This window comes from Komagataeibacter sp. SM21 (genome assembly GCF_041402665.1).
GTDB lineage: Bacteria > Pseudomonadota > Alphaproteobacteria > Acetobacterales > Acetobacteraceae > Komagataeibacter > Komagataeibacter saccharivorans.
In genome coordinates this window covers 286520-307649 of record NZ_JBGLOV010000001.1, presented here as the reverse complement: position 1 = coordinate 307649, position 21130 = coordinate 286520, and the positions used below count along the sequence as shown (strand labels likewise).

The 21130-nt window shown below is 63.2% G+C and carries 15 protein-coding genes; 3 read left to right on the top strand and 12 right to left on the bottom strand.

Going from position 1 to position 21130, the window contains the following annotated elements; all coding sequences use genetic code 11:
• Positions 1-69: 69 nt before the first annotated feature.
• The 3 genes from ACBR42_RS01360 (at position 70) to ACBR42_RS01350 (ending at position 3792) form a co-directional block, all read left to right on the top strand.
• The gene (locus ACBR42_RS01360; protein ID WP_118962425.1) at positions 70-1335 is read left to right on the top strand and encodes a pitrilysin family protein; all 1266 of its coding nucleotides are present in this window, start codon (positions 70-72) and stop codon (positions 1333-1335) included.
• Positions 1332-2672 carry a TldD/PmbA family protein gene (locus tag ACBR42_RS01355; RefSeq protein ID WP_371207097.1) on the top strand — a complete coding sequence of 447 codons (1341 nt, stop codon included), beginning with the start codon at positions 1332-1334 and terminating at the stop codon, positions 2670-2672. The genes ACBR42_RS01360 and ACBR42_RS01355 overlap by 4 nt, the downstream gene beginning before the upstream one ends.
• A gap of 151 nt (positions 2673-2823) precedes the next feature.
• Entirely contained in the window at positions 2824-3792 is a 969-nt protein-coding gene (locus tag ACBR42_RS01350) for a Tim44-like domain-containing protein (protein WP_371207096.1), read from the top strand.
• 107 nt (positions 3793-3899) lie between these two features.
• Here ACBR42_RS01350 and ACBR42_RS01345 read toward each other — a convergent pair whose 3' ends face one another.
• The 12 genes from ACBR42_RS01345 to gltB form a co-directional block, all read right to left on the bottom strand.
• Positions 3900-4403 (bottom strand): hypothetical protein, encoded by a 504-nt coding sequence (locus tag ACBR42_RS01345; RefSeq protein ID WP_371207095.1) that lies wholly within the window; start codon positions 4401-4403, stop codon positions 3900-3902.
• Positions 4404-4655: 252 nt separating this feature from the next.
• Positions 4656-4802: a hypothetical protein gene (locus tag ACBR42_RS01340; protein WP_162900365.1), complete on the bottom strand. Its 147-nt coding sequence runs from the start codon at positions 4800-4802 to the stop codon at positions 4656-4658.
• A gap of 34 nt (positions 4803-4836) precedes the next feature.
• Positions 4837-5796, bottom strand: a complete 960-nt coding sequence (locus ACBR42_RS01335) for a heme o synthase (protein WP_102324822.1) — start codon at positions 5794-5796, stop codon at positions 4837-4839.
• 2 nt (positions 5797-5798) lie between these two features.
• Positions 5799-7163, bottom strand: a complete 1365-nt coding sequence (locus ACBR42_RS01330; RefSeq protein WP_371207094.1) for a cbb3-type cytochrome c oxidase subunit I — start codon at positions 7161-7163, stop codon at positions 5799-5801.
• Positions 7164-7338: 175 nt separating this feature from the next.
• Positions 7339-8052: a class I SAM-dependent methyltransferase gene (locus ACBR42_RS01325; RefSeq protein WP_102324555.1), complete on the bottom strand. Its 714-nt coding sequence runs from the start codon at positions 8050-8052 to the stop codon at positions 7339-7341.
• 224 nt (positions 8053-8276) lie between these two features.
• Positions 8277-9284 carry a glutathione synthase gene (gshB, locus tag ACBR42_RS01320; protein WP_102324557.1) on the bottom strand — a complete coding sequence of 336 codons (1008 nt, stop codon included), beginning with the start codon at positions 9282-9284 and terminating at the stop codon, positions 8277-8279.
• A gap of 106 nt (positions 9285-9390) precedes the next feature.
• Positions 9391-9903: a transcription elongation factor GreB gene (gene greB / locus ACBR42_RS01315; RefSeq protein WP_371207093.1), complete on the bottom strand. Its 513-nt coding sequence runs from the start codon at positions 9901-9903 to the stop codon at positions 9391-9393.
• 17 nt (positions 9904-9920) lie between these two features.
• Positions 9921-10814, bottom strand: coding sequence for an aldose 1-epimerase (locus ACBR42_RS01310; RefSeq protein ID WP_371207159.1), 894 nt, complete (start codon positions 10812-10814; stop codon positions 9921-9923).
• Positions 10815-10860: 46 nt separating this feature from the next.
• Entirely contained in the window at positions 10861-13104 is a 2244-nt protein-coding gene (gene uvrB / locus ACBR42_RS01305) for an excinuclease ABC subunit UvrB (RefSeq protein ID WP_102324559.1), read from the bottom strand.
• Between the two features lie 71 nt (positions 13105-13175).
• A complete protein-coding gene (locus ACBR42_RS01300) occupies positions 13176-14567 on the bottom strand; it encodes an AarF/ABC1/UbiB kinase family protein (protein ID WP_102324560.1) in 1392 nt (463 codons plus the stop codon).
• Positions 14548-16401, bottom strand: coding sequence for a M3 family oligoendopeptidase (locus ACBR42_RS01295; RefSeq protein WP_371207091.1), 1854 nt, complete (start codon positions 16399-16401; stop codon positions 14548-14550). Before ACBR42_RS01295 ends, ACBR42_RS01300 begins: the two co-directional genes overlap by 20 nt.
• A gap of 194 nt (positions 16402-16595) precedes the next feature.
• Positions 16596-21128 carry a glutamate synthase large subunit gene (gene gltB, locus ACBR42_RS01290; protein WP_110547130.1) on the bottom strand — a complete coding sequence of 1511 codons (4533 nt, stop codon included), beginning with the start codon at positions 21126-21128 and terminating at the stop codon, positions 16596-16598.
• Positions 21129-21130 lie beyond the last annotated feature (2 nt).

Sequence of the window (21130 nt, the reverse complement as noted above, 5' to 3'; positions counted from 1 at the left end):
CTCCATTCCCTTACGCCAACAAGGGGCGGCACGGGCGCGAACATGCGCCATGCGGCCCGCAGGACCAGCATGACCGACCTGATCAATGTGACCCGACTGGACTCCGGCCTGACCATCGTGACCGAACGGATGGAACGGGTGGAGACCGTGTCCCTCGGGGCGTATGTCGCCGCGGGCACCTGCAATGAAACCGCGCAGGAAAACGGCGTTTCCCACTTCCTCGAACATATGGCCTTCAAGGGAACCGGCACCCGCACCGCCGCCGGAATCGCGGAGGAAATCGAGAATGTGGGCGGCCACATCAACGCCTACACCGCGCGCGAGCACACCGCCTATTACGTCAAGCTGCTGAAGGAAAACCTTGATCTGGGCGCGGATATCATCGGCGATATCCTGACCCACAGCAGCCTCGCCCCCGAGGAACTGGAGCGCGAACGCGGCGTGATCCTGCAGGAAATCGGACAGGCGAACGACACGCCCGACGATATCGTGTTTGACCATTTTCAGGAAACCGCCTTCCCCGACCAGCCGATGGGCCGCCCCACACTGGGCACGGAAGCGGGTATCCAGACCATGTCGCGCGCAACGCTGGTCAACTACATGAACACCCATTACACGGCGGGCAACACCATCATCGCGGCGGCGGGCAACCTTGAACATGCCCGCGTGGTCGATCTGGTGCAGCAGCATTTCCGTGACCTGCCGACCGGCATCGTGCCGCCCCAGCCGCCCGTGCGTTACGTGGGCGGAGAGTTCACGCAGGAACGCGAACTGGATCAGGCCCATATCGTGCTGGGCTTTCCGTCCATGCCCTATGGCGACCCGGACTATTACCCGGCCCTGCTGCTGTCCACGCTGCTGGGTGGGGGCATGTCGTCGCGCCTGTTTCAGGAAATCCGCGAAAAGCGCGGACTGGTCTATTCCGTCTATTCCTTCAACGCGCCGTTCCGTCAGGGCGGGCTGTTCGGCATTTATGCCGGAACGGGGGAAACGCAGGTCGCCGACCTCATCCCCGTCACGCTGGATGAACTGACCAAGGTGCGCCACACCGTTACCATGGCGGAACTGGCGCGCGCGCGGGCGCAGCTCAAGTCATCGCTGCTGATGTCGCTGGAAAGCACGGGCAGCCGGTGTGAACAGCTTGCCCGCCAGCTCCAGATCTTCGACCGGCTGATCCCGACCGCCGAAACCGTGCGCCGGGTGGACGCCGTCACCATCGAGGACGTGCAGCGCGTCGCCACCCGCATCTTCAGCGGCCGGCCCACGCTTACATCGCTGGGGCCGGTCAGGCACCTGCCCTCGCTCGACAGCATTACGGGGGCACTGGCGGCATGAGTTCCAATCCCATCGACCAGATCGCAACCCTCATCACCCGTGCAAAGGGCGCGGGCGCCGATGCGGCGGATGCGATTTACGTCAGCCGCACCGCCCATGGCGCACAGGTGCGCAATGGCCGCACCGAAGACCTTGAACGTTCCGAAACGTGTGATCTGGGCCTGCGGGTTTTCGTGGGCCAGCGCGCGGCCATCGTCTCGGCCACAGCACTTGATCCCGCGCGGTTCGACGCACTGGCCGAACGCGCGGTGGCCATGGCCCGCGTCGTGCCGGAAGACCGTTTTGCCGGTCTGTGCGCCGAAGCCGAGCATCGCTTTGTCGATGCGGCGGGGCTGGACCTGTTCGACCCCACCGAACCCGCGACCGGCGATCTGATCACCCGCGCCCGCGTGGCGGAGGAATCGGCCCTGGCAGTGGAAGGCGTTTCCAACAGCAACGGTGCATCCGCAAGCTTCGGCCTGTCGGACATCATCCTCATGACATCGGCCGGTTTTTCGGGTCGCTATGCCCGCACCAGCCATTCCGTCTCCGTCAGCACCGTGGCGGGCAGCGGCACGAAGATGGAGCGCGATTACGATTATCACGCAGCCGTCCATCTGTCCGACCTTGAGGGTGCCGCCCTTGTCGGTCGCCGCGCGGGTGAGCGGACGGTCGCACGCCTGAACCCGGTCCGGCCACGTACGGGCCGCATGCCCATCGTGCTGGATCCGCGCGTTTCCACCAGCATGCTGGGACACCTGTCGGGCGCGATCAACGGCATTTCCATTGCGCGTGGCACTTCCTTCCTGAAGGAAAAGATGGACAGCCGGATCATGCCCGCTGGCATCACCATCATCGACGATCCCCGTCGCGTACGTGGCCCCGGCGCCCGTCCCTTCGATGGGGAAGGCATGCTGACCGCAACGCGGACACTGGTGGAAGATGGCGTGCTGAAGACATGGGCGCTGGATTCACGATCCGCCCGCCAACTCGGGCTGAAGCCCAATGGCTGCGCCAGCCGGGGCACATCGGGGCCGCCTGCACCCAGCCTTGGCAACATGTACATGCTGCCGGGCAGCATGACACCCACCGAACTGATGGCCGACATCACCGAAGGCATTTACATAACCGAGATGATGGGGTCCGCCATCAACGGCATTACCGGCGATTACAGCCGTGGCGCCGCAGGGTTCATGATCCGTAACGGCGTACCGGCCGAACCGGTGGCCGAACTGACGGTCGCGGGGAACCTCAATGACATGTTCATGCGGCTGGTTCCGGCCAATGACCTGACATTCCGCCAGTCCACCAATGCCCCCACCATCCGTATCGACGACATGATGATTGCCGGGGCGTAATCGTTTCCTTTCCATGATTTCATGTTGCTGCGAGCCCGCGCCCCCTGTTACCGGGGCGCGGGCTTACTTATATCTGTAACACGTGGTCCGTTTCACGAGACCGCACGGATAAAGATGGTTCCGACACAGGATTGCAGATACCCTGACCCAGATGAAGACAATTTCCCCGCGCATGATGCCGCGTAAAAGCATCGCTCTCGCCGCCGTGACGGCCCTGACCGTGCTGCCGCTGCTGGCTCATCCCCACGCGGCGGAAGCCCGTGCGGGTGGTGGTTTCTCTATGGGTAGCCGTGGATCGCGCACCTACAGCGCGCCCGCGCCGTCGCAGACCGCGCCCTATGGCGCAACACCCTTCCAGCAGACGATGACCCCGCGCCAGCAGATGCCCGGCTTTGGTGCGCGCGCTCCCTTCGGCGCGGGTGCTGGCATGGCCATGGCACGTCCCCGCCATCCGTTCATGAACGGGTTTATGGGCGGTCTGGTCGGTGCTGGCCTGTTTGGCATGCTGTTCGGCCATGGCATGTTCGGTTCGGGCATGGGGGGCAGCGGCTTCCTTGGCCTGCTGATCCAGCTGGCGCTGGTCTTCTTCATCGTGCGCTGGGCCATCCGGCGCTTTAGTGGCGGCATGGGTGCCAGCACCGATGCGGGAGCGATGGGCACGCCCTCCCCCGCCGGTATGGCGCCGCAGGGGGCACGACAGCCGGTTGGCGTGGCCATTACGGCGGCTGACTATCAGGCGTTCCAGCAGGCCCTTATCAACATCCAGACGGCGTGGAGCCAGCAGGATGTGCGGGCCATGCAGCACATGGCGACACCGGAAATGGTGTCCTACTTCAACAACCAGTTGAGCAATCTGGCCAGCCGTGGCGCGCGCAACGTGGTGTCCGACATACGTTTCGACCGGGGTGATCTGGTGGAAAGCTGGCGTGAAAACGGCTTCGATTACGCCACGGTCGCCATGCAGTATTCGATGATCGACATCACCACTGACATGACTGGCCGTGTGATCGAAGGCGACCCGACCAACCGGGTCAGCGTTACCGAACTGTGGACGTTCGTGCGCTCGGCCGGAACGGGAAGCTGGCTTCTGTCCGCCATCCAGCAGACACCGGGCCGCTGATCCCCACATTTCATGCTTGACGGAAAAAGGCCTGCATCCCCCCGATGCAGGCCTTTTTTATTATCCGCGCCCCAGACCGCCCATGGCGGCATAACCGGCGTATCACGTCAGTTCGCCCTGGTGCCCAGCCTGGCGTCACACTCCCAGCCTGATGTTCCTATGGCGGCTGCCTGCATGATGGATGGCGTGCGCCATTGCCGGGGCAGCAGGCAGGTTTTATGGATGACAGGCGGCGGTGGCTCTACCGCATCGTCATTGAACGGCGTTCCATCCTCACGCACGGTGCCCGTCAGGGCATTTACGCTTACATGCAACCCGTCATTATCGCTGCCAGCATGCCAGTACTCCTCGTCCCACCCGGCAATGATCCATTGGCCCTGCCGTATGGTCAGGCGCCAGGTTTCATTCCAGCGCCACGCACTGCCACCATAATTCTTCACCACGACAGAACCGTGACTGAGGGTAACTCCCTGAAACGGGTCGCCCATAATGCCGCCATCGGATGGCGCTCTGGCAATATCAGCGCTGGAGATAACCTGCCTGCCCGCAACGAAAATGCGCAGGCGACGTGGCCCGCCATCCCGACCGCGCAGGACGTCAATGCAGGCCATCACGGGCGCAGTGGCCCCAACCGGACCTTTTACGCTGGTCTCCGTTCTGTACCCGGCTTCAACCCTGCCACACGCTGTATTTGCGCTGTCCGTAGCCGCTGCCTGATGGAACGGAAAAGACAGCACCGCGCATCCGCAAAAAAGAACGGGGACGCATCGGCTCAGATGACGGTAAAGCCGAAACCGTGATCGGGGAGCACTTATGGCCATAAAATATCGGGCCGGGATCATGCCCCTCTGGTTCAGCCCCGCCTAGATGTGCGCAAGGCTGAGCGCATACAGGATCGCAGCCAGCGCCGAAAGCGTAACCGCTACGGCCCGGATGCGCCCCTTGTGCCGACGCGCCGCCTCCTGCGCTTCCATCTGCGGTGTAACCTGAACCGTTGTTGCCTGATCCATCTGCCCGAACTCCCGCATGGATAAAACTGCCCGATCAGTGGGCGATGAAGGCATGGTCGGCCAGCAGGCCCAGAAACAGAAAAAACAGGTAAGCCAGCGAATAACGGAAGGAACGGCGCGCCGGGCCATCACCCGTCAGGCTCACGCCATTGGCGTCCTGCCGGTCACGCAGCACCCCGATGGCGCACAGGATGAATCCCAACCCCAGCACACTGGCGACAACCGTGTACAGCCAGCCCGCCTGATGCGTGAATGAAGGCACCAGCGATACCGCCATGAGGATGAAGGTGTACCACAGGATCTGCCACCGCGTATGCCGCGCACCACGCACCACCGGCAGCATGGGAATACCTGCCCGTCCGTAATCCTTGCAGGCATAAAGCGAAAGCGACCAGAAATGCGGCGGCGTCCACAGGAAGATGATGCCGAACATCACCACCGGCATGACCGCCATGGACCCCGTGGCCGCGGCCCAGCCGATCATGGGCGGGAATGCTCCTGCCGCCCCGCCGATCACGATATTCTGCGGCGTCGAACGCTTGAGCCACATCGTATAGATCACGGCGTAGAAAAAGATGGAAAACGCAAGGATACCCGCAGCCAGCGCGTTGGTCGCAAACCACATCAGGATGACGGACGCAACCGACAGCCCGACACCATAACCCAGCGCGGCTTCCGCCCCCACGCGGCCATCGGGTATGGGACGGGTAACGGTACGCTTCATGACCGCATCGATATCGCGGTCGTACCACATGTTGATGGCCCCGGCGGCACCGGAAGCCATGCAGATGCACAGGATGCTGACAGCCGCCACCAGCGGGTTGAGCGGCCCCGGCGCCATGGCCAGACCGGCCGCCCCGGTAAAGACCACCAGCGAGATGACACGGGGCTTGAGCAGCACGAACCAGTCCCGTGCTTCCGTACCCACACGTGAGGCATCAAATGTAACGGCGGCGCTATCCGCCGCGCCGGGCGTCGTGATGGTGCCGCTCATGTTCAGGCATCCCCATGTGCGGGGGACGGTGCCTGCCATTCCGGCGTGCGGGCACCCGGCCCCCAGTAATTGGCAGGCAGCGACCGGGCGGGGCTAAGGGCCACCTGCACCACGATCCCGGCGAAAACCAGAACGGACAGCCCCATCAGCACGGCACCGACCATACCGGCCGCCCCATGAAACGCCATCAGCGACAGCACGGTGCCAGCCGTCGTCAGGCCGAAGTGCAGCCTGCTGGCCCCGCGGGGGGCGACATGGCCCACCATCTTGCCAATCCAGTAATAGAAACCCGCGAACACCGCGAACATGGCGGCATACAGCGTAGCCGCATGCACATCGGCCATGCCGCCGGGCAGCAGGGACATGACGGAACCGACCAGCAGCAGGGCAACGAAGCCTGCAGCCCATTCCATCGGCACGGCGGCGCGCATGTGGCCCAGACGTGCCGTCTGCACCCATGCGGCCAGCACGGCCAGCACCGGCAGCACGATCAGCCCCAGTTGCACCACGGGTGCGGAAGTCGCCATATGATCCAGCCCACCATGCAGCAGATCATGAACCCAGACCGAACTGCCACCCACGGACAGCACGACCAGCGCCCCCAGCACGACACGGGGCATCTGCAGCGGCTTCGCACAGAATGTCTCGATCACCTGCGACACGATCCCCAGCGAGGGCAGCAGCAGCAATGCGATTTCCGGCCCGGCGAAGACATGCAGCAGCCCGTCGATCCGCGCGGACATATCGCCGCCATCAAGCCATACCCGCGTCAGGCCGCCAGCAAGAACCGGCATGACCATGACCGTCATCAGCGCCGTAAGGCCCTGTGCCCATACGAAAATGGGCATGTCCCGCAGGCGCTGTCCCATCGGCCCCATGTTCAGCACCGTCGCCACCATGTTGATGGCCTGAAACAGCATGGCCAGACACCAGACCATAAGGGCGATGACCGAAACCTGCGCGGGCACGGCAGGGGAAAGACCGGCCAGAACAGCCACGAAGCTGCCCGCCGTCAGCCCCCACCCGGCCAGCGCCAGACGGGGAAAGGCAAGAGCGCGTGCGCGCAGCAGCAGGGGCACCAGCCAGTTGCCGAACCCGCCGAACAGGGCAGGCAGGGCACAGAAGAACACCATCATCATGCCATGGCGACGACCGATGCGCTCAACGGCGGCGGTTGCATCCCCACCGGCCCATGCGGCCAGCACGGAATGCGGCAGCAGGCCCGCCTGCAGGCCGACAGCCATCAGCCCACCGGCCACGCCCGCCACAATCGCCATGACGAGATAAAGCATGCCGACGGTCCGGTAATCCCCGGCCCGGCTGGAATCATGCCTGCCATCCGCCCCGAACTGTGTGCCTGTGGGCATCAGATCACTCCCTGCTGCCATGCGCCGGTGTCTGGGCATGGCCAATCGTTACCATGATTTCATCATATAGCCCGACTTATACACGAAAACGACACTGTGGATCGTTCCCGTGGTCGCGCAGATGTCATTTCAGCCCTGCTACAGGAACAGGGCTGTGGATGAGCTCAGCGGGAAATCAGGCCACCAGCGGACTGGCGCATGACCCGGCTTCGCGCTCCAGCGTGACCAGCGTGAACAGGCCCGCGGGCGGTACCGGCTGCAGGACCGCACGGCGCAGGTCGGCGGGCGGCAGCAGCGATTCAATGGCGAAATCCGGATGCCAGCCCAGCGAGTGCGAAGCACGTGCCATGCCGCGTTCCACCGCAAGGCGGACACCGCCCTGCGCAAGGAAGTGATTGACGAACAGGATATGCCCGCCCGGCTTGACCACGCGCTTGAGTTCAGCCAGCAGCGCGCGCGGATGCGGCACGACGGAGGCCACGAACATCGCAACCGCGACATCGAACGTGCCATCGGCGAACTGGGTCGCCTCGGCATCCATTTCCAGCAGGTTTTCCACGTTGGACAGCTTCATGCGGCGCACGCGCTGACGCGCACGCTCAAGCATGTCACCCGACAGGTCGATACCCGTGATCCGCTTGTTCGCGCGATAATATGGCAGGGCAAGGCCGGTGCCCACGCCCACTTCCAGCACCTGCGTACCGGGCAGCGCGTTGACCGCTTCCACCGCGCGCTTGCGCCCGAAGGCGGAAACGCTGCCGAACAGCGCATCGTACACACTGGCCCAGCGGCGGTACGCAGCCTTGACCGCCGCAGCATCCAGCGCGGATTTGGGAGAGGGGATTTCCACAACCTTCTCGGCTGCTTCGTCGTGCAGAACGTCACTCATCAGGCTGTTCCCATGCCCTTGCCATGAAAGAAGGCATCGCCCGCCCCCTTCCGCACCGCATCCGCCATGATCAAATCCGTTCCGTTCTGCTGCATTACACTTCCACCTGACCTGCCCGCGCGCCCATCCGGCCCGCGTAGCCGCCTGTAATCCATACACGATGCCATGCCACATGGCACGGCAGTCACGATCACCGCGCCTGCCATGGACACCGTTTCCAATCCTTACGCGCCCACGTCAACCGTAGCCAGACGCGATACGATCGCATCCCAGATCAGGCCCGCCGTATTGGTGCCGTCAAAGCGGTCGATTTCCTGCAGTCCGGTCGGGGATGTGACATTGATCTCGGTCAACCATTCCCCAATCACGTCGATCCCCACGAAAATCAGGCCCTGATCGCGCAGGAACGGCCCGATGGTGTCGCATATCTCACGGTCGCGCGCGGTCAGTTCCGCGCGCACCGGGCGACCGCCCACATGCATGTTGGACCGCGTTTCCCCTTCCGCCGGGATACGGTCGATCGCGCCGACCGGCCTGCCATCGACCAGAATGATGCGCTTGTCCCCCTTGCGCACCGCCGGTTCGTAACGCTGGATCATCAGCGGCTCGCGTGAGCGGGCGAAATGCATTTCCAGCAGGGCGTTCAGGTTCGGATCATCCTGACGGATGCGGAACACGCCCGCGCCACCATTGCCGAAAAGCGGCTTGACGATGATGTCGCCCCACTTCGCACGGAAATCCCTTATCGCCGCCACATCCCACGTCACCAGCGTAGGGGGCATGAGATCGGGATAATGCGTGACCAGCAGCTTTTCGGGCGCGTTGCGAACCGCTGCGGGGTTGTTGACCACCAGCGCGCGGCCCGGACCGACACCATGGATATGCTCAAGGATATGGGTGGCGGTGATATAGGCCATGTCGAAAGGCGGGTCCTGACGCATCAGCACCACATCCATGGCGGACAGGTCGATCACCTGTTCATCGCCAAAGGTCGCATGTGCGCCTGCCTTGCGCTGCACCGTTACCGGGCGGGCGCGGGCGGTCACCCGTGCCGCGCGCGGGGCGTCAGGCGTGCGACGTCCCTCGCTCAGGCTCAGGGCCTCGACCTGATAGACGAACAGTTCATATCCCCGCGCCTGTGCTTCCAGCATCAGGGCAAAGGTTGAATCGCCATTGATGTCGATGCCGCCAAGCGGGTCCATCTGGACGGCGACCTTCAGGGGGCGTGGCATCTAATCAGTATCTCCGCACAGGACCGGTTCGCGCCGGACGTCACAAACTGAAACGGCCCGCGCCCAAATGTCATAATATGCCTTCAGCCACACGGCCAGCCCCCCATTACGGCAAAGGGGGATAGGAAATGCCCAGTACCTCGATCATTTCATCCCCCCGTGGCGTTGTCAGCCTGACTTCATCGCCCACCGCCGCACGCATGAGCGCGCGCGCCACCGGCGAGACGAGGCTGATCTGCCCCGCCGTCATGTCCGCCTCATCCACACCAAGGATTGTAACGGTGCGTTCCGCATCGCGTTCATCAACATATGTGACCGTAGCGCCAAAAAACACCCGATCGCGCTGCTGCTGGGCGGCCGGATCGACAATAATGGCGTTATCGATCCGCTTGGTCAGGAAGCGGATGCGGCGGTCGATCTCACGCAGCCGGCGCTTGCCATACTGGTAATCGCCGTTTTCAGAACGGTCGCCATTGCCTGCGGCCCACGATACAATTTCCACGATCCGGGGGCGTTCATCGCGCAGCAGGGCATTAAGCTCGGTGCGCATGGCCGCGATTCCGGCGGGTGTGATATAACATGACAGCCCGCCCGTGGCCGGTTTTTCCCCCTTGGCCATGGATGACCTGCCCGCTGTCAGCACCGTGTCACCGTCATGCGGATATGCCCTTCCATCTTCTGGCCCGGCGCCAGTACGCGCACGCCGCTATCGGCAATGATCGGGCGATTGAAGCCATCGGTCATGTTGCTGACCGGTTCAAGCCCGATATAGGGCTGGCCGGGTGGGGTAAAAAGTACCAGATGCCGCAGTTCGGGGCTGCCTTCCACCGTCAGCGCATAGCCTTCGCGCGGCCAGCGCAGGAAGGCACTGCCGGACCACCCCGCATAACAGTTGTCGATCGGCTCCTGCCCTGCATCGCGCATATGGGCGAAGGACCATTCCCCTTCCACCGGCACACGCAGGGCAGGCAGGTGGTCCGGTCCGTTTGTCCATACGCTGCTGGCGGCAAAACCCAGCTTCAGCCCGGCATGACGGGGAAAATAAGGATGAAAGCCCATGCCCACCGGCTGGTCGCGGGTATCGGTATTTTCAAGCAATATGCCGATCGAAAGCCCGTTTTCACGCAGGTCGTAACGCAACTGCGCGCGGTAGCTGAACGGCCACTGCCCCATCAGGTCGCGCGTGGGCGCGTGATCGAGGGTAAGCGTGGCGCTGCTGTTGGCCAGCCTGTCCAGCCCCCAGCGCCGCTGCCACCCGTTGCCGTGAATGGCGCAGTTCTCCCCGCCGAAGCTGGGAGCGAGGTGATAGTCCACCCCTTCAAAACGGAAATGGTCACCCGCCACCCGGTTGGAAAACGGCACTAGCGGATAACCTGCCACGGCACGACCGTGCTGGGCGATCAGATGGGGGTCACTGACCGGGCGCAGCAGGTCTATCTCCCCACACCGCCAGAACGCGATGCTGCCGCCCACATCGGGCATGAGCCCCAGCTTCGCGCCACCGGCCTCAAGTTCGACAACCGCCGTCATTTCGCGTTCGCGCTGGCCCGTGCAGGGCATGTTGAGGGAGGTGGTCCTATCGTCCACGTCGCTTTCCCCTTCCCTTCGCCTGTTCCGGGTCATAGCCCCCGCCCCCCGGCCCCAGCGGCACGGGGCCACGGTTGCGCCGGGCGATGGCCTTAGGGCTGGTGCCCGGACGCCCCGCACTGGACTGGGGCAGCGGGGGCGGAACCATGCCCAGTTCCAGGGCTTCCAGCCTGCGGATTTCATCACGCAGGCGGGCGGCTGTCTCGAATTCCAGTTCCGCCGAGGCCGCGCGCATCTGTTTTTCCAGTTCGGCAATGGCGGCCTTGTAATCCTTGCCGACCATTTCCTGCACGCTGCCATCCGCCGTGGGGGTGACGGTCACGTAATCCTGCTCGAACACGGACGAAATGACATCGCCGATATGCTTGCGCACGGATTGGGGGGTGATGCCGTGTTCCTCGTTCCACAGGCTCTGCTTTTCGCGCCTGCGGGCGGTTTCCTCGATGGCGTAGGCAAGGCTGTCGGTCATCCTGTCCGCATAAAGCAGCACGCGCCCTTCCACATTGCGCGCGGCGCGGCCAATGGTCTGGATCAGGGACGTGCGCGAACGCAGGAAGCCTTCCTTGTCAGCATCCAGAATGGCGACAAGGGAACATTCGGGAATATCCAGCCCTTCGCGCAGCAGGTTGATGCCGATCAGCACATCGAACGCGCCAAGCCGCAGGTCGCGGATGATCTCGATACGCTCCAGCGTATCCACATCCGAATGCAGGTACCGCACACGGATACCGGCTTCGTTCATGTATTCGGTCAGGTCTTCAGCCATGCGCTTGGTCAGCGTCGTGACCAGCACGCGGCCACCATCGGCAATGGTCAGACGACATTCGGCCAGCAGGTCATCGACCTGATGTTCAACCGGCCGGACGATGGTGACCGGGTCGATCAGGCCGGTGGGGCGGATGACCTGTTCGGCAAACACGCCCTCCGTGCGGCGCATTTCCCACGGGCCGGGAGTCGCGCTGACGAAGACCGTCTGCGGCCGGTAGGAATCCCATTCGGCAAAGGTAAGCGGGCGGTTGTCGAGGCATGAAGGCAGGCGGAAGCCGAATTCGGCCAGCACGGATTTGCGTGCATGATCCCCGCGTTCCATCCCGCCGATCTGCGGCACGGTCACATGGCTTTCATCCACGATCAGCAGCGCATCCTCGGGCAGGTATTCAAACAGGGTTGGCGGCGGTTCACCCGGCGCGCGACCGGACAGGTAGCGGGAATAATTCTCGATTCCCTTACAGACGCCCGTAGTCTCGATCATTTCCAGATCGAAGGTGGTGCGCTGCTGCAGGCGCTCGGCCTCCAGCAGTTTGCCATCCGCATTGAAGCGGGCCAGCGTTTCACGCAGTTCCTGCTTGATACCCGTCATCGCCTGCGTAAGCGTGGGGCGCGGCGTCACGTAATGGCTGTTGGCGTAGATGCTGATGGCTTCCAGATCACCGGTCTTTTCACCGGTCAGCGGATCGAATTCGATAATCTCGTCAATCTCGTCGCCAAACAGGCTGACGCGCCATGCCCGATCCTCGTTCTGGACGGGAAAGACATCAATCGTCTCGCCACGCACGCGAAAGGTGCCGCGCTGGAAGGCGGCATCGTTACGGCGGTACTGAAGTTCGACCAACCCCTTTATCAGGCGGTCGCGGTCGATCTCGCCACCGACCTCCAGCTTGACCACCATGCGCGAATAGGTCTCGACCGAGCCGATACCGTAAATGCACGAAACCGAGGCCACGATGATCACATCGTTGCGCTCCAGCAGCGCCTGCGTGGCAGCATGACGCATACGGTCGATCTGTTCGTTTATCTGGCTGTCTTTTTCGATATACGTGTCCGACCGGGGCACATAGGCTTCCGGCTGGTAGTAATCGTAATAGCTGACGAAATATTCCACCGCGTTGTCGGGGAAGAACTGTTTCATCTCGGCATAGAGCTGGGCGGCCAGCGTCTTGTTGGGCGCAAGGATCAGGGCGGGCTTCTGCGTGGCCTCGATGATCTTGGCCATCGTGAAGGTCTTGCCCGAACCGGTCACACCCAGCAGAACCTGATCGCGTTCGCCCTTTTCCACGCCGCTGACCAGTTCGGCAATGGCGGTGGGCTGGTCGCCTGCCGGTTCATAGGGGGAACTGACGCGAAAGGTATGAGTGCGTGGTTTCGCGGGCTGACGTTCCGGCTGGAACAGGACGGGCCTGTCAGCCGGATCGATATCGGTAGTCTTCTTTTTCCTACGGGATGCTGTCGCCATGGTTAAGGAAAGTGGGGATAAAACCGCCGCAGCACAAGGGCTGTATGCGGCTCCATCCCCACTCCCGCCGTTCAGCCATGCGTGCCAAGCGGCGGCGGCACGCGGGCTTCGCGCATGGCTTCGGCCTGACGGCGCGCCAGCGCGGCCTCATCGAAGTCGGCGGCCATTTCCTGAAACAGTTGATACCAGTTGACCTTTGCCCTGAGGCGCAGGAACACGCTGCCCAGCCCCACGGCGGAACGGTCAACCAGCACGAATTCACGCGGCGGCTGCACGCCCCCCGTGCGCTTGAGACCGGCATAGACCCGTTCAGCCACCGCGCGGCCATATTGCGGGTCGTTATCTTCCTGAATGAAGCGTTCACGGTCCTCCATCAACGGACCGTAGATGAAGCGCGCCCATTCATTGAGCACCCGCATCGTATCGCGCGACATGTTGGTAAAGCCCCATGCCTGATAGGCATGATAGGCCAGATCCTCGTCATCCGTCTCGATCGCCCTGTGCAGGTCGATGATTCCCTGCACGAAGCGCGCGGGGAAAATGCGGATGGCCCCGAAATCGAGCAGGTTGATGCCGTAATCATCGCGCACGGTAAAATTGCCCATGTGCGGGTCGCCATGGATCACGCCATAGCGGTACAGCGGCGCATACCATGCCCGGAACAGGGCACGGGCCATGCTGTTACGCTCTTCCTGCGTGGGATTGGTATCCAGCACCTTCTGGATGCCACGGCCATTGACCCAGTCCATGGTCAGCAGGCGCTGGGTACACAGGTTGTCGATGGGGGCCGGGATGGTCACGTCCGACCACTGCGCCAGCATGAGGCGATACAGCCGCATGTTCGCCGCTTCACGCTGGTAATCCAGTTCCTCGTACAGCCGGTCCTGCAGTTCTTCCAGCACGTCATCCTGACAGATCGTGCTGTCCAGACGGTAAAACAACCCCACCGCCATGCGAAACTGCTTGAGGTCGGATTCCACGGTCGAGCGCATGTCGGGATATTGCAGCTTGCACGCGACAGGCCGCCCGTCGGGCAGCACCGCGCGATGGACCTGCCCCAGACTGGCCGCGGCAGACGCTTCCCGGTTGAAGGAGCGGAAATTACGCTCCCAGTTCGGCCCCAGTTCGGTGGCCATGCGACGGCGGACGAAATTCCAGCCCATGGCGGGCGCATTGGCCTGAAGCTGGGCCAGTTCCTTGGCATATTCCTCCGGCAGGGCGCCGGGGATCGTGGACAGAAGCTGCGCGCCCTTCATAAGCGGCCCCTTCAGGCCGCCCAGCACGCTTTTCAGGTCCTCGGCATGGATGGTCTGGTTGGACCTGAACCCCATCTTGTGCCCGGCGATACGCGCCGCGATGCCGCCTACCGTGCCCGACGTACGCACCATGCGGCGGAATTCGCCAAACAGGCCAGTATTATCGAGATTCCGTTCATCCGCCACGTCAGACACGCTCCAGTTCATCAATAAATCCGGCGATCACATCCAGCCCCTTCTGCCAGAATCCGGGGTCTGCCGCATCCAGTCCGAACGGGGCCAGCAGTTCCTTATGCCGCCTGGTGCCGCCTGCGCGCAGCATGTCGATATACTTGTCCTGGAAACCCGGATGACCGGACCGGAAAACCCCGTATAGCGCGTTTACCAGACAATCACCAAAGGCGTAGGCATACACATAGAACGGCGAATGGATGAAATGCGGGATGTAGGTCCAGTACGCATCGTAATCCGGGGTAAAGCTGAAGGCCGGGCCAAGGCTTTCAACCTGCGTCTGCCGCCAGATCTCCCCAATGCGCGCGGGCAGCAGTTCGCCCTTGCGGCGTTCGTCATGCACCAGTGTCTCGAATCGGTAAAAGGCGATCTGGCGCACCACGGTATTGAGCATGTCCTCCACCTTGGCGGCCAGCATCAGCCTGCGCCGGGCGGGATCGGTCTGCGCATCCAGCAGGGCACGGAAGGTCAGCATCTCGCCAAACACGCTGGCGGTTTCGGCCAGTGTCAGCGGCGTGTTGGACATGAGATAGCCCTGCTCACCCGCCAGAACCTGATGCACGCCATGCCCCAGTTCATGCGCCAGCGTCATCACATCGCGCGTGCGCCCACGGTAATTGAGCAGAAGATAGGGATGGGCGGACGGCACGGTCGGATGGGCGAAGGCACCGGACGCCTTGCCCGGAACAGGCGGGGCGTCGATCCATGCGTTATCGAAAAACTGCCGGGCGACCTTACCCATGCGCGGGTCAAAGCCTTCATACGCCGCCATGACCTGCCGGGTGGCGTCGGGCCATGTGATCAGCGGTTCGTCCTGCGTGGTAAGCGGGGCGTTACGGTCCCAGTATTCCAGCTTTTCCAGCCCCAGCCATTTGGCCTTGAGCGCGTAATAGCGATGCGACAGGCGGGGATAGGCTTCGGTCACGGCCTGAACCAGCGCGTCCACCACTTCGTCCTCGACCATGTTGGCGCAGTTGCGCGCGGAAGTCGGACGCGGGTAATGGCGCAGCCCGTCCATGATGGCCTTGTCCTTCGCCAGCGTGTTCGTCACCAGCGAGAACAGTTTAACATTCCCCCCCAGCACATCGCCAATGGCGCGGGCCGCACGTTCACGCGTGGCGCGGTCGGGGCTGGACATGGTGTCGAGCGCGCTGCCCAGCGTGACTTCCTCCCCGCCCAGACGCACGCGCAGGCCGGCCATCGTCTCATCGAACAGGCGGTTCCAGGCGGCGGCACCCGTGACCGATTTTTCATGCAGGACAGCTTCGACTTCGTCCGAAAGCTGGTAGGGCCGGAAAACCCGCAGGTCGCGCAGGAACGGACCCCAGTGCGCCAGCGCCGGGTCCGCAAGCTGCGTGGCCAGCACATCATCAGGGATACGGTTGATTTCCAGCGTGAAGAACAGGAGATGCGTTGAAATGCCGGTCAGCCGTTCATTGATCGACTGCGCGAAACGGCCCACGCCCGAATCCGATGTATTGGCCGCGAACAGAAGCTGGGCATAGGAACCGGCACGGCCCAGCACCTCATCAATGCGCTGGTATTCGGCTAGAGCCTGTGCCAGTTCGCTGCCGGGCAGGCTATCCAGACGGCCCTGCCACACACGGGCGAAAGCCTGCGCGTCCTCATCGGCCTGATCGAGGTCGGTGGCGAGCTTCGGGCTTTCCGGCCCGTCATACAGATCCGACAGATCCCATCGCGGCAGCCCCGCAAGCGCCGGTGCGCCACCGGATTCCCCGGCAACGTCGTGCCGCACGCGGGATGTGGTGGTGGCACCGGCCACGGGGGCGGAAAAATACGCTTTGGACATAGATCAGGCACACCCATCAGATCGGGCGAAGCCAGCGCGTGCGCACCAGCCCCGCGATTCCCTTTATCCTGAATCTAGTGCGTCATGGCCGCATGTGCGACCCCGCAGGCCGATATTCCGCCTTAAAAACAGACAGGGCCGGACATTGCTGCCCGGCCCCGCCGCCTTATCCCGTCATCAGGTCAGCCCTGATTTCACGCACCACGTGCCAGTGCGGGTGCTTCGAAACCGATCACGCGCGCATATTCCGTGGGCACGACCTGCCAGAAGCGCGGCAGCGTCTTGTCCCAGTTATGCAGCAGCAGTTCGGCATACCGGCTGCCGGTTTCGCGTGCATGGATCTCGACCTGCTCACGCAGCACGGCTTCCCATTTCGGGTCCTGCACGCGGCACCACATGACGGTATCGGCGTTTACACGCTCGGCAAACGTGCCACTTGCGTCATACACAAACGCCATGCCGCCGGTGAAGCCCGCGCCAAAATTGTCGCCAATCTCGCCAAGGATGACCACGGTGCCGCCGGTCATGTATTCGCAACCGTTCGATCCACACCCTTCGATCACCGCCGTAGCGCCCGAGTTACGCACAGCAAAGCGTTCACCCGCCTGCCCCGCCGCATACAGCGCACCCGCTGTCGCGCCATACAGGACGGTATTGCCGACAATCGCGTTCTCGTTCGACACAAGGCTGGAGGACGGGGAGGCACGGACCACGATGGTCGCACCCGAAAGCCCCTTGCCCACATAGTCGTTCGCATCGCCCAGCACCTCAAGCTTGAGGCCCTGCACCGCAAACGCGCCCAGCGACTGCCCCGCCGACCCACGCAGACGCACCGTAAGGTGCCCCGGCGCCAGCTTGGTCATGCCGAACTGCCGCACGATCAGCGAGGAAATGCGCGTGCCGATCGCGCGATGCGTGTTCTGCACGTTGTACTGCAGCTGCATCTTCTCGCCATGGTCGAACAGCGGGCGCGCATCCGCGATCATCTGTGCATCCAGCGTCTCTGGCACCTCGTTACGACCTTCGCGGGTGCAGTAGCGGCCATAGGGGCCGGGGTCCGCCTGCGCCAGAAGCGAGTTGAGGTCCAGATCGTCCAGATAATCAGCCCCACGCAGCACCTGATGCAGCAGGTCGGTGCGGCCAATGATCTCGTTGAGCGAGGTGAAGCCCAGCGAGGCAAGGATGTTGCGCACGTCCTCGGCAATGAAGGAGAACAGGTTGATCACCTTCTCCGGCGTGCCCTCGAACTTGCGGCGCAGTTCATCATCCTGCGTACACACGCCCACCGGGCAGGTGTTGGAGTGGCACTGACGCACCATGATACAGCCCATGGCGACGAGGCTGGCGGTGCCGATGCCGAATTCCTCCGCGCCCAGCATGGCGGCGATCACCACGTCACGCCCGGTTTTCAGCCCGCCATCGGTACGCAGCTTCACCCGGTGGCGCAGGCGGTTGAGCATCAGTACCTGATGCGCTTCCGCCAGCCCCAGTTCCCACGGCATGCCCGCATATTTGACCGAGGACTGCGGGCTTGCACCCGTGCCGCCGGAATGGCCCGAGATCAGGATCGCATCCGCCTTCGCCTTCGCGACACCGGCTGCAATCGTGCCGATGCCCGAACGCGCGACCAGCTTCACCGTAACCGTGGCTTCAGGATTGATCTGCTTGAGGTCGTAGATGAGCTGGGCCAGATCCTCGATCGAATAGATGTCGTGGTGCGGCGGGGGCGAGATCAGGGTCACGCCTTCGGTCGCATGACGCAGCCGGGCGATCAGGCCCGTCACCTTGAAGCCGGGAAGCTGTCCACCTTCGCCCGGCTTCGCACCCTGCGCCATCTTGATCTCGATCTCGCGGCAGTCATTGAGGTACTGCGCGGTCACGCCAAAACGGCCCGATGCGATCTGCTTGATGGCCGACGATGCGTTATCGCCATTGGCGCGCGGCTTCGCGCGGGCCGGATCTTCGCCGCCCTCACCCGAATCGGACTTCGCACCGATGCGGTTCATGGCGATCGACAGCGTCTCATGCGCTTCGGGGCTGAGCGCACCCAGCGAGATGCCCGGCGCGATCAGGCGCTTGCGCAGTTCCGTGATGCTTTCAACCGATTCCACGGGGATGGGCGTGCGCCCGCCACGGAAGTCCAGCAGGTCGCGCAGCGCCACCGGCGGCTGGCGGCGCACCGCATCCGCGTAACGCTGGTAGACCGAGAAGCTGCCCGTCGCCACGGCGGTCTGGAGCATGTGGATCAGGTTGCCGTCAAAGGCATGGACTTCACCGCTGCGGCGCAGCTTGTAACGCCCACCGACGGACAACGTCTCAACCTGCCTGTTCCATGCCTTGTGATGGAAGCTCAGCACATTGCGCGCGATGCCGGTCAGGCCGATGCCTGAAATGCGCGAGGGCATGCCGGGGAAGAATTCCGCCGTCAGCGCGCGTGACAGGCCGATGGCCTCGAAATTATAGCCGCCGCGATAGGATGCCACGATGGAAATGCCCATCTTGGACATGATCTTGAGCAGGCCCTTGTTGACCGCCTTGCGATACCGCTCGACCGAATCCGACAGTGACAGGTTGCCGAACAGCCCGCGCCGGTGCCGGTCCGCGATGCTTTCCTGCGCCAGATACGGATTGACCGTGGTGGCACCCACGCCGATCGTCACCGCAATGGCATGCACATCAAGCGCACCGGCGGAACGCACGTTCAGCGAGGTGAAGGTCCGCAGCGACTGCCGCACCAGATGCGTATGCACCGCAGCCGTGGCGAGGATCATCGGGATATAGGCCCGGTCCCCGGACTGGTGTTCATCGGTCAGGAAGACATGGGTGCAGCCCTGACGCACGCGGTCCTCGGCTTCCGCGCGGATGCGTGCAATGGCGCTGCGCAGTCCGGCCTCGCCCTCCGCCGCGGGGAAGGTGCAGTCGATGATGCAGGCATCCTTGCCACAGAATTCGACCAGCGCCTGGAATTCACCCGTGGTCAGCACCGGGGAAGGAAGCTGGAGCAGGTCGCACTGCGTCTCGCTTTCCTCAAGGATGTTGCCAAGGTTGCCCAGTCGCGTCACCAGGCTCATCACCCGCGTTTCACGCAGGCTGTCGATGGGCGGGTTGGTGACCTGACTGAAAGCCTGACGGAAGTAATGCGCAAGCCCGCGATAACGGGTGGACAGCACCGCAAGCGGCGTGTCGTCGCCCATCGACCCGATGGCTTCGGAAGCACTTTCCACCATCGGCTGGAGAATGGTTTCGAGGTCTTCCAGCGTCATGCCTACGGCAAGCTGGCGGCGGCGCAGGGTTTCGGCGTCATACAGCACCGGCTCGCTGCCATCGGGGCGCACGATGCTGGAGATTTCATGCGTGCGCTGGACCCAGCTACCGAAATCCTGACGGCCGGCCAGTTCGTCCAGCAGTTCGTCATTGCTGTACAGTTTCGCCGTTTTCAGGTCGAGGGCCAGCGACTGCCCCGGCCCGAGCCGCCCGCGGCTTACGATCTTGGCTTCGGGCACCTTGACCATGCCGGTTTCGGAACCGACGATCAGCAGCCCGTCACTGGTCACGGTATAACGCAGCGGACGCAGGCCGCTACGGTCCAGACCCGCCACCAGCCAGCGGCCATCCGTGGCGCACAGCGCGGCAGGGCCGTCCCACGGCTCCATCACGGCATTGCAGTAGGAATACATGTCCTTGTGCCGCTTCGGCATGGCGGAATTGCCGCCGATGCTGGCCGGGATCATGAGGCAGCGCGCCATGGGGGCGTCGCGTCCGGCGAAGGTCAGCAGTTCGAACACATTGTCGAAACACGCCGTATCGGACCCCTGCGCCTGCACGACGGGCTTGAGGTCTTCCATATACGGGTCCAGCACGGGATCGGCCAGCCGCGTCTCGTGGCTTTTCATCCAGTTCACATTGCCCGAAATGGTGTTGATTTCACCATTATGGGCAAGGCGACGGAAAGGCTGGGCCAGCTTCCATGTGGGGAAGGTGTTGGTCGAATAACGCTGGTGATAGATCGCGAAACGGCTGACGAAACGCGGGTCGAGCAGGTCGGGATAGAACACCGTCAGATGTTCGGCCAGGAACATGCCCTTGTAGATCAGCGACCGGCACGACAGCGAACACACATACAGGTCCACCTGATTGGCGATCGCGCTTTTTTCAATCCGGCGGCGGATGATGTACAGGTCGCGCTCGAACTCGTCTTCCGCGCTGCCGGGCAGGTTGCGGATCAGGATCTGCTCGATTTCCGGGCGGGTGGCGTTGGCCTTTTCACCGATACAGTCGGTGTTGATCGGCACCTGCCGCCAGCCATAGATGCTGTAGCCGAAAGCAAGGATCTCGCTTTCGATGATCTGGCGGCAGCGTTCCTGCGCCGCGATATCGGTCTTGGGCAGAAAGACCATGCCAACGGCGATCTGGCTGTCCACGCCGCCTTCGGCGCCGCCTGCGTGGATCGCATCGGCAAAGAAATCCTGCGGGATCTCGACATGGATGCCTGCGCCATCGCCGGTCTTGCCGTCTGCATCGACCGCGCCACGGTGCCACACGGCCTTCAGCGCCGCGATACCGGCTTCCACCACGTCGCGGCGCGGCTTGCCATCCAGTGCCGCAACCATGCCCACGCCGCAGGCATCATGCTCATCCGCCGGGCTGTACAGGCCGGAGATGGCTTTGGCGTTCGCTTCCCATTCCTGCACGAAATCGGTCGGCTGCTGTTCAAACTGGTCCATCATGC

Coding starts and splice junctions, on each gene's coding strand:
- ACBR42_RS01360 (WP_118962425.1), top strand. CDS start 70: ATGACCGACCTGATCAATGTGACCCGACTGGACTCCGGCCTGACCATC.
- ACBR42_RS01355 (WP_371207097.1), top strand. CDS start 1,332: ATGAGTTCCAATCCCATCGACCAGATCGCAACCCTCATCACCCGTGCA.
- ACBR42_RS01350 (WP_371207096.1), top strand. CDS start 2,824: ATGAAGACAATTTCCCCGCGCATGATGCCGCGTAAAAGCATCGCTCTC.
- ACBR42_RS01345 (WP_371207095.1), bottom strand. CDS start 4,403: ATGGCCTGCATTGACGTCCTGCGCGGTCGGGATGGCGGGCCACGTCGC.
- ACBR42_RS01340 (WP_162900365.1), bottom strand. CDS start 4,802: ATGGATCAGGCAACAACGGTTCAGGTTACACCGCAGATGGAAGCGCAG.
- ACBR42_RS01335 (WP_102324822.1), bottom strand. CDS start 5,796: ATGAGCGGCACCATCACGACGCCCGGCGCGGCGGATAGCGCCGCCGTT.
- ACBR42_RS01330 (WP_371207094.1), bottom strand. CDS start 7,163: ATGCCCACAGGCACACAGTTCGGGGCGGATGGCAGGCATGATTCCAGC.
- ACBR42_RS01325 (WP_102324555.1), bottom strand. CDS start 8,052: ATGAGTGACGTTCTGCACGACGAAGCAGCCGAGAAGGTTGTGGAAATC.
- gshB (WP_102324557.1), bottom strand. CDS start 9,284: ATGCCACGCCCCCTGAAGGTCGCCGTCCAGATGGACCCGCTTGGCGGC.
- greB (WP_371207093.1), bottom strand. CDS start 9,903: ATGGCCAAGGGGGAAAAACCGGCCACGGGCGGGCTGTCATGTTATATC.
- ACBR42_RS01310 (WP_371207159.1), bottom strand. CDS start 10,814: ATGACGGCGGTTGTCGAACTTGAGGCCGGTGGCGCGAAGCTGGGGCTC.
- uvrB (WP_102324559.1), bottom strand. CDS start 13,104: ATGGCGACAGCATCCCGTAGGAAAAAGAAGACTACCGATATCGATCCG.
- ACBR42_RS01300 (WP_102324560.1), bottom strand. CDS start 14,567: ATGAACTGGAGCGTGTCTGACGTGGCGGATGAACGGAATCTCGATAAT.
- ACBR42_RS01295 (WP_371207091.1), bottom strand. CDS start 16,401: ATGTCCAAAGCGTATTTTTCCGCCCCCGTGGCCGGTGCCACCACCACA.
- gltB (WP_110547130.1), bottom strand. CDS start 21,128: ATGATGGACCAGTTTGAACAGCAGCCGACCGATTTCGTGCAGGAATGG.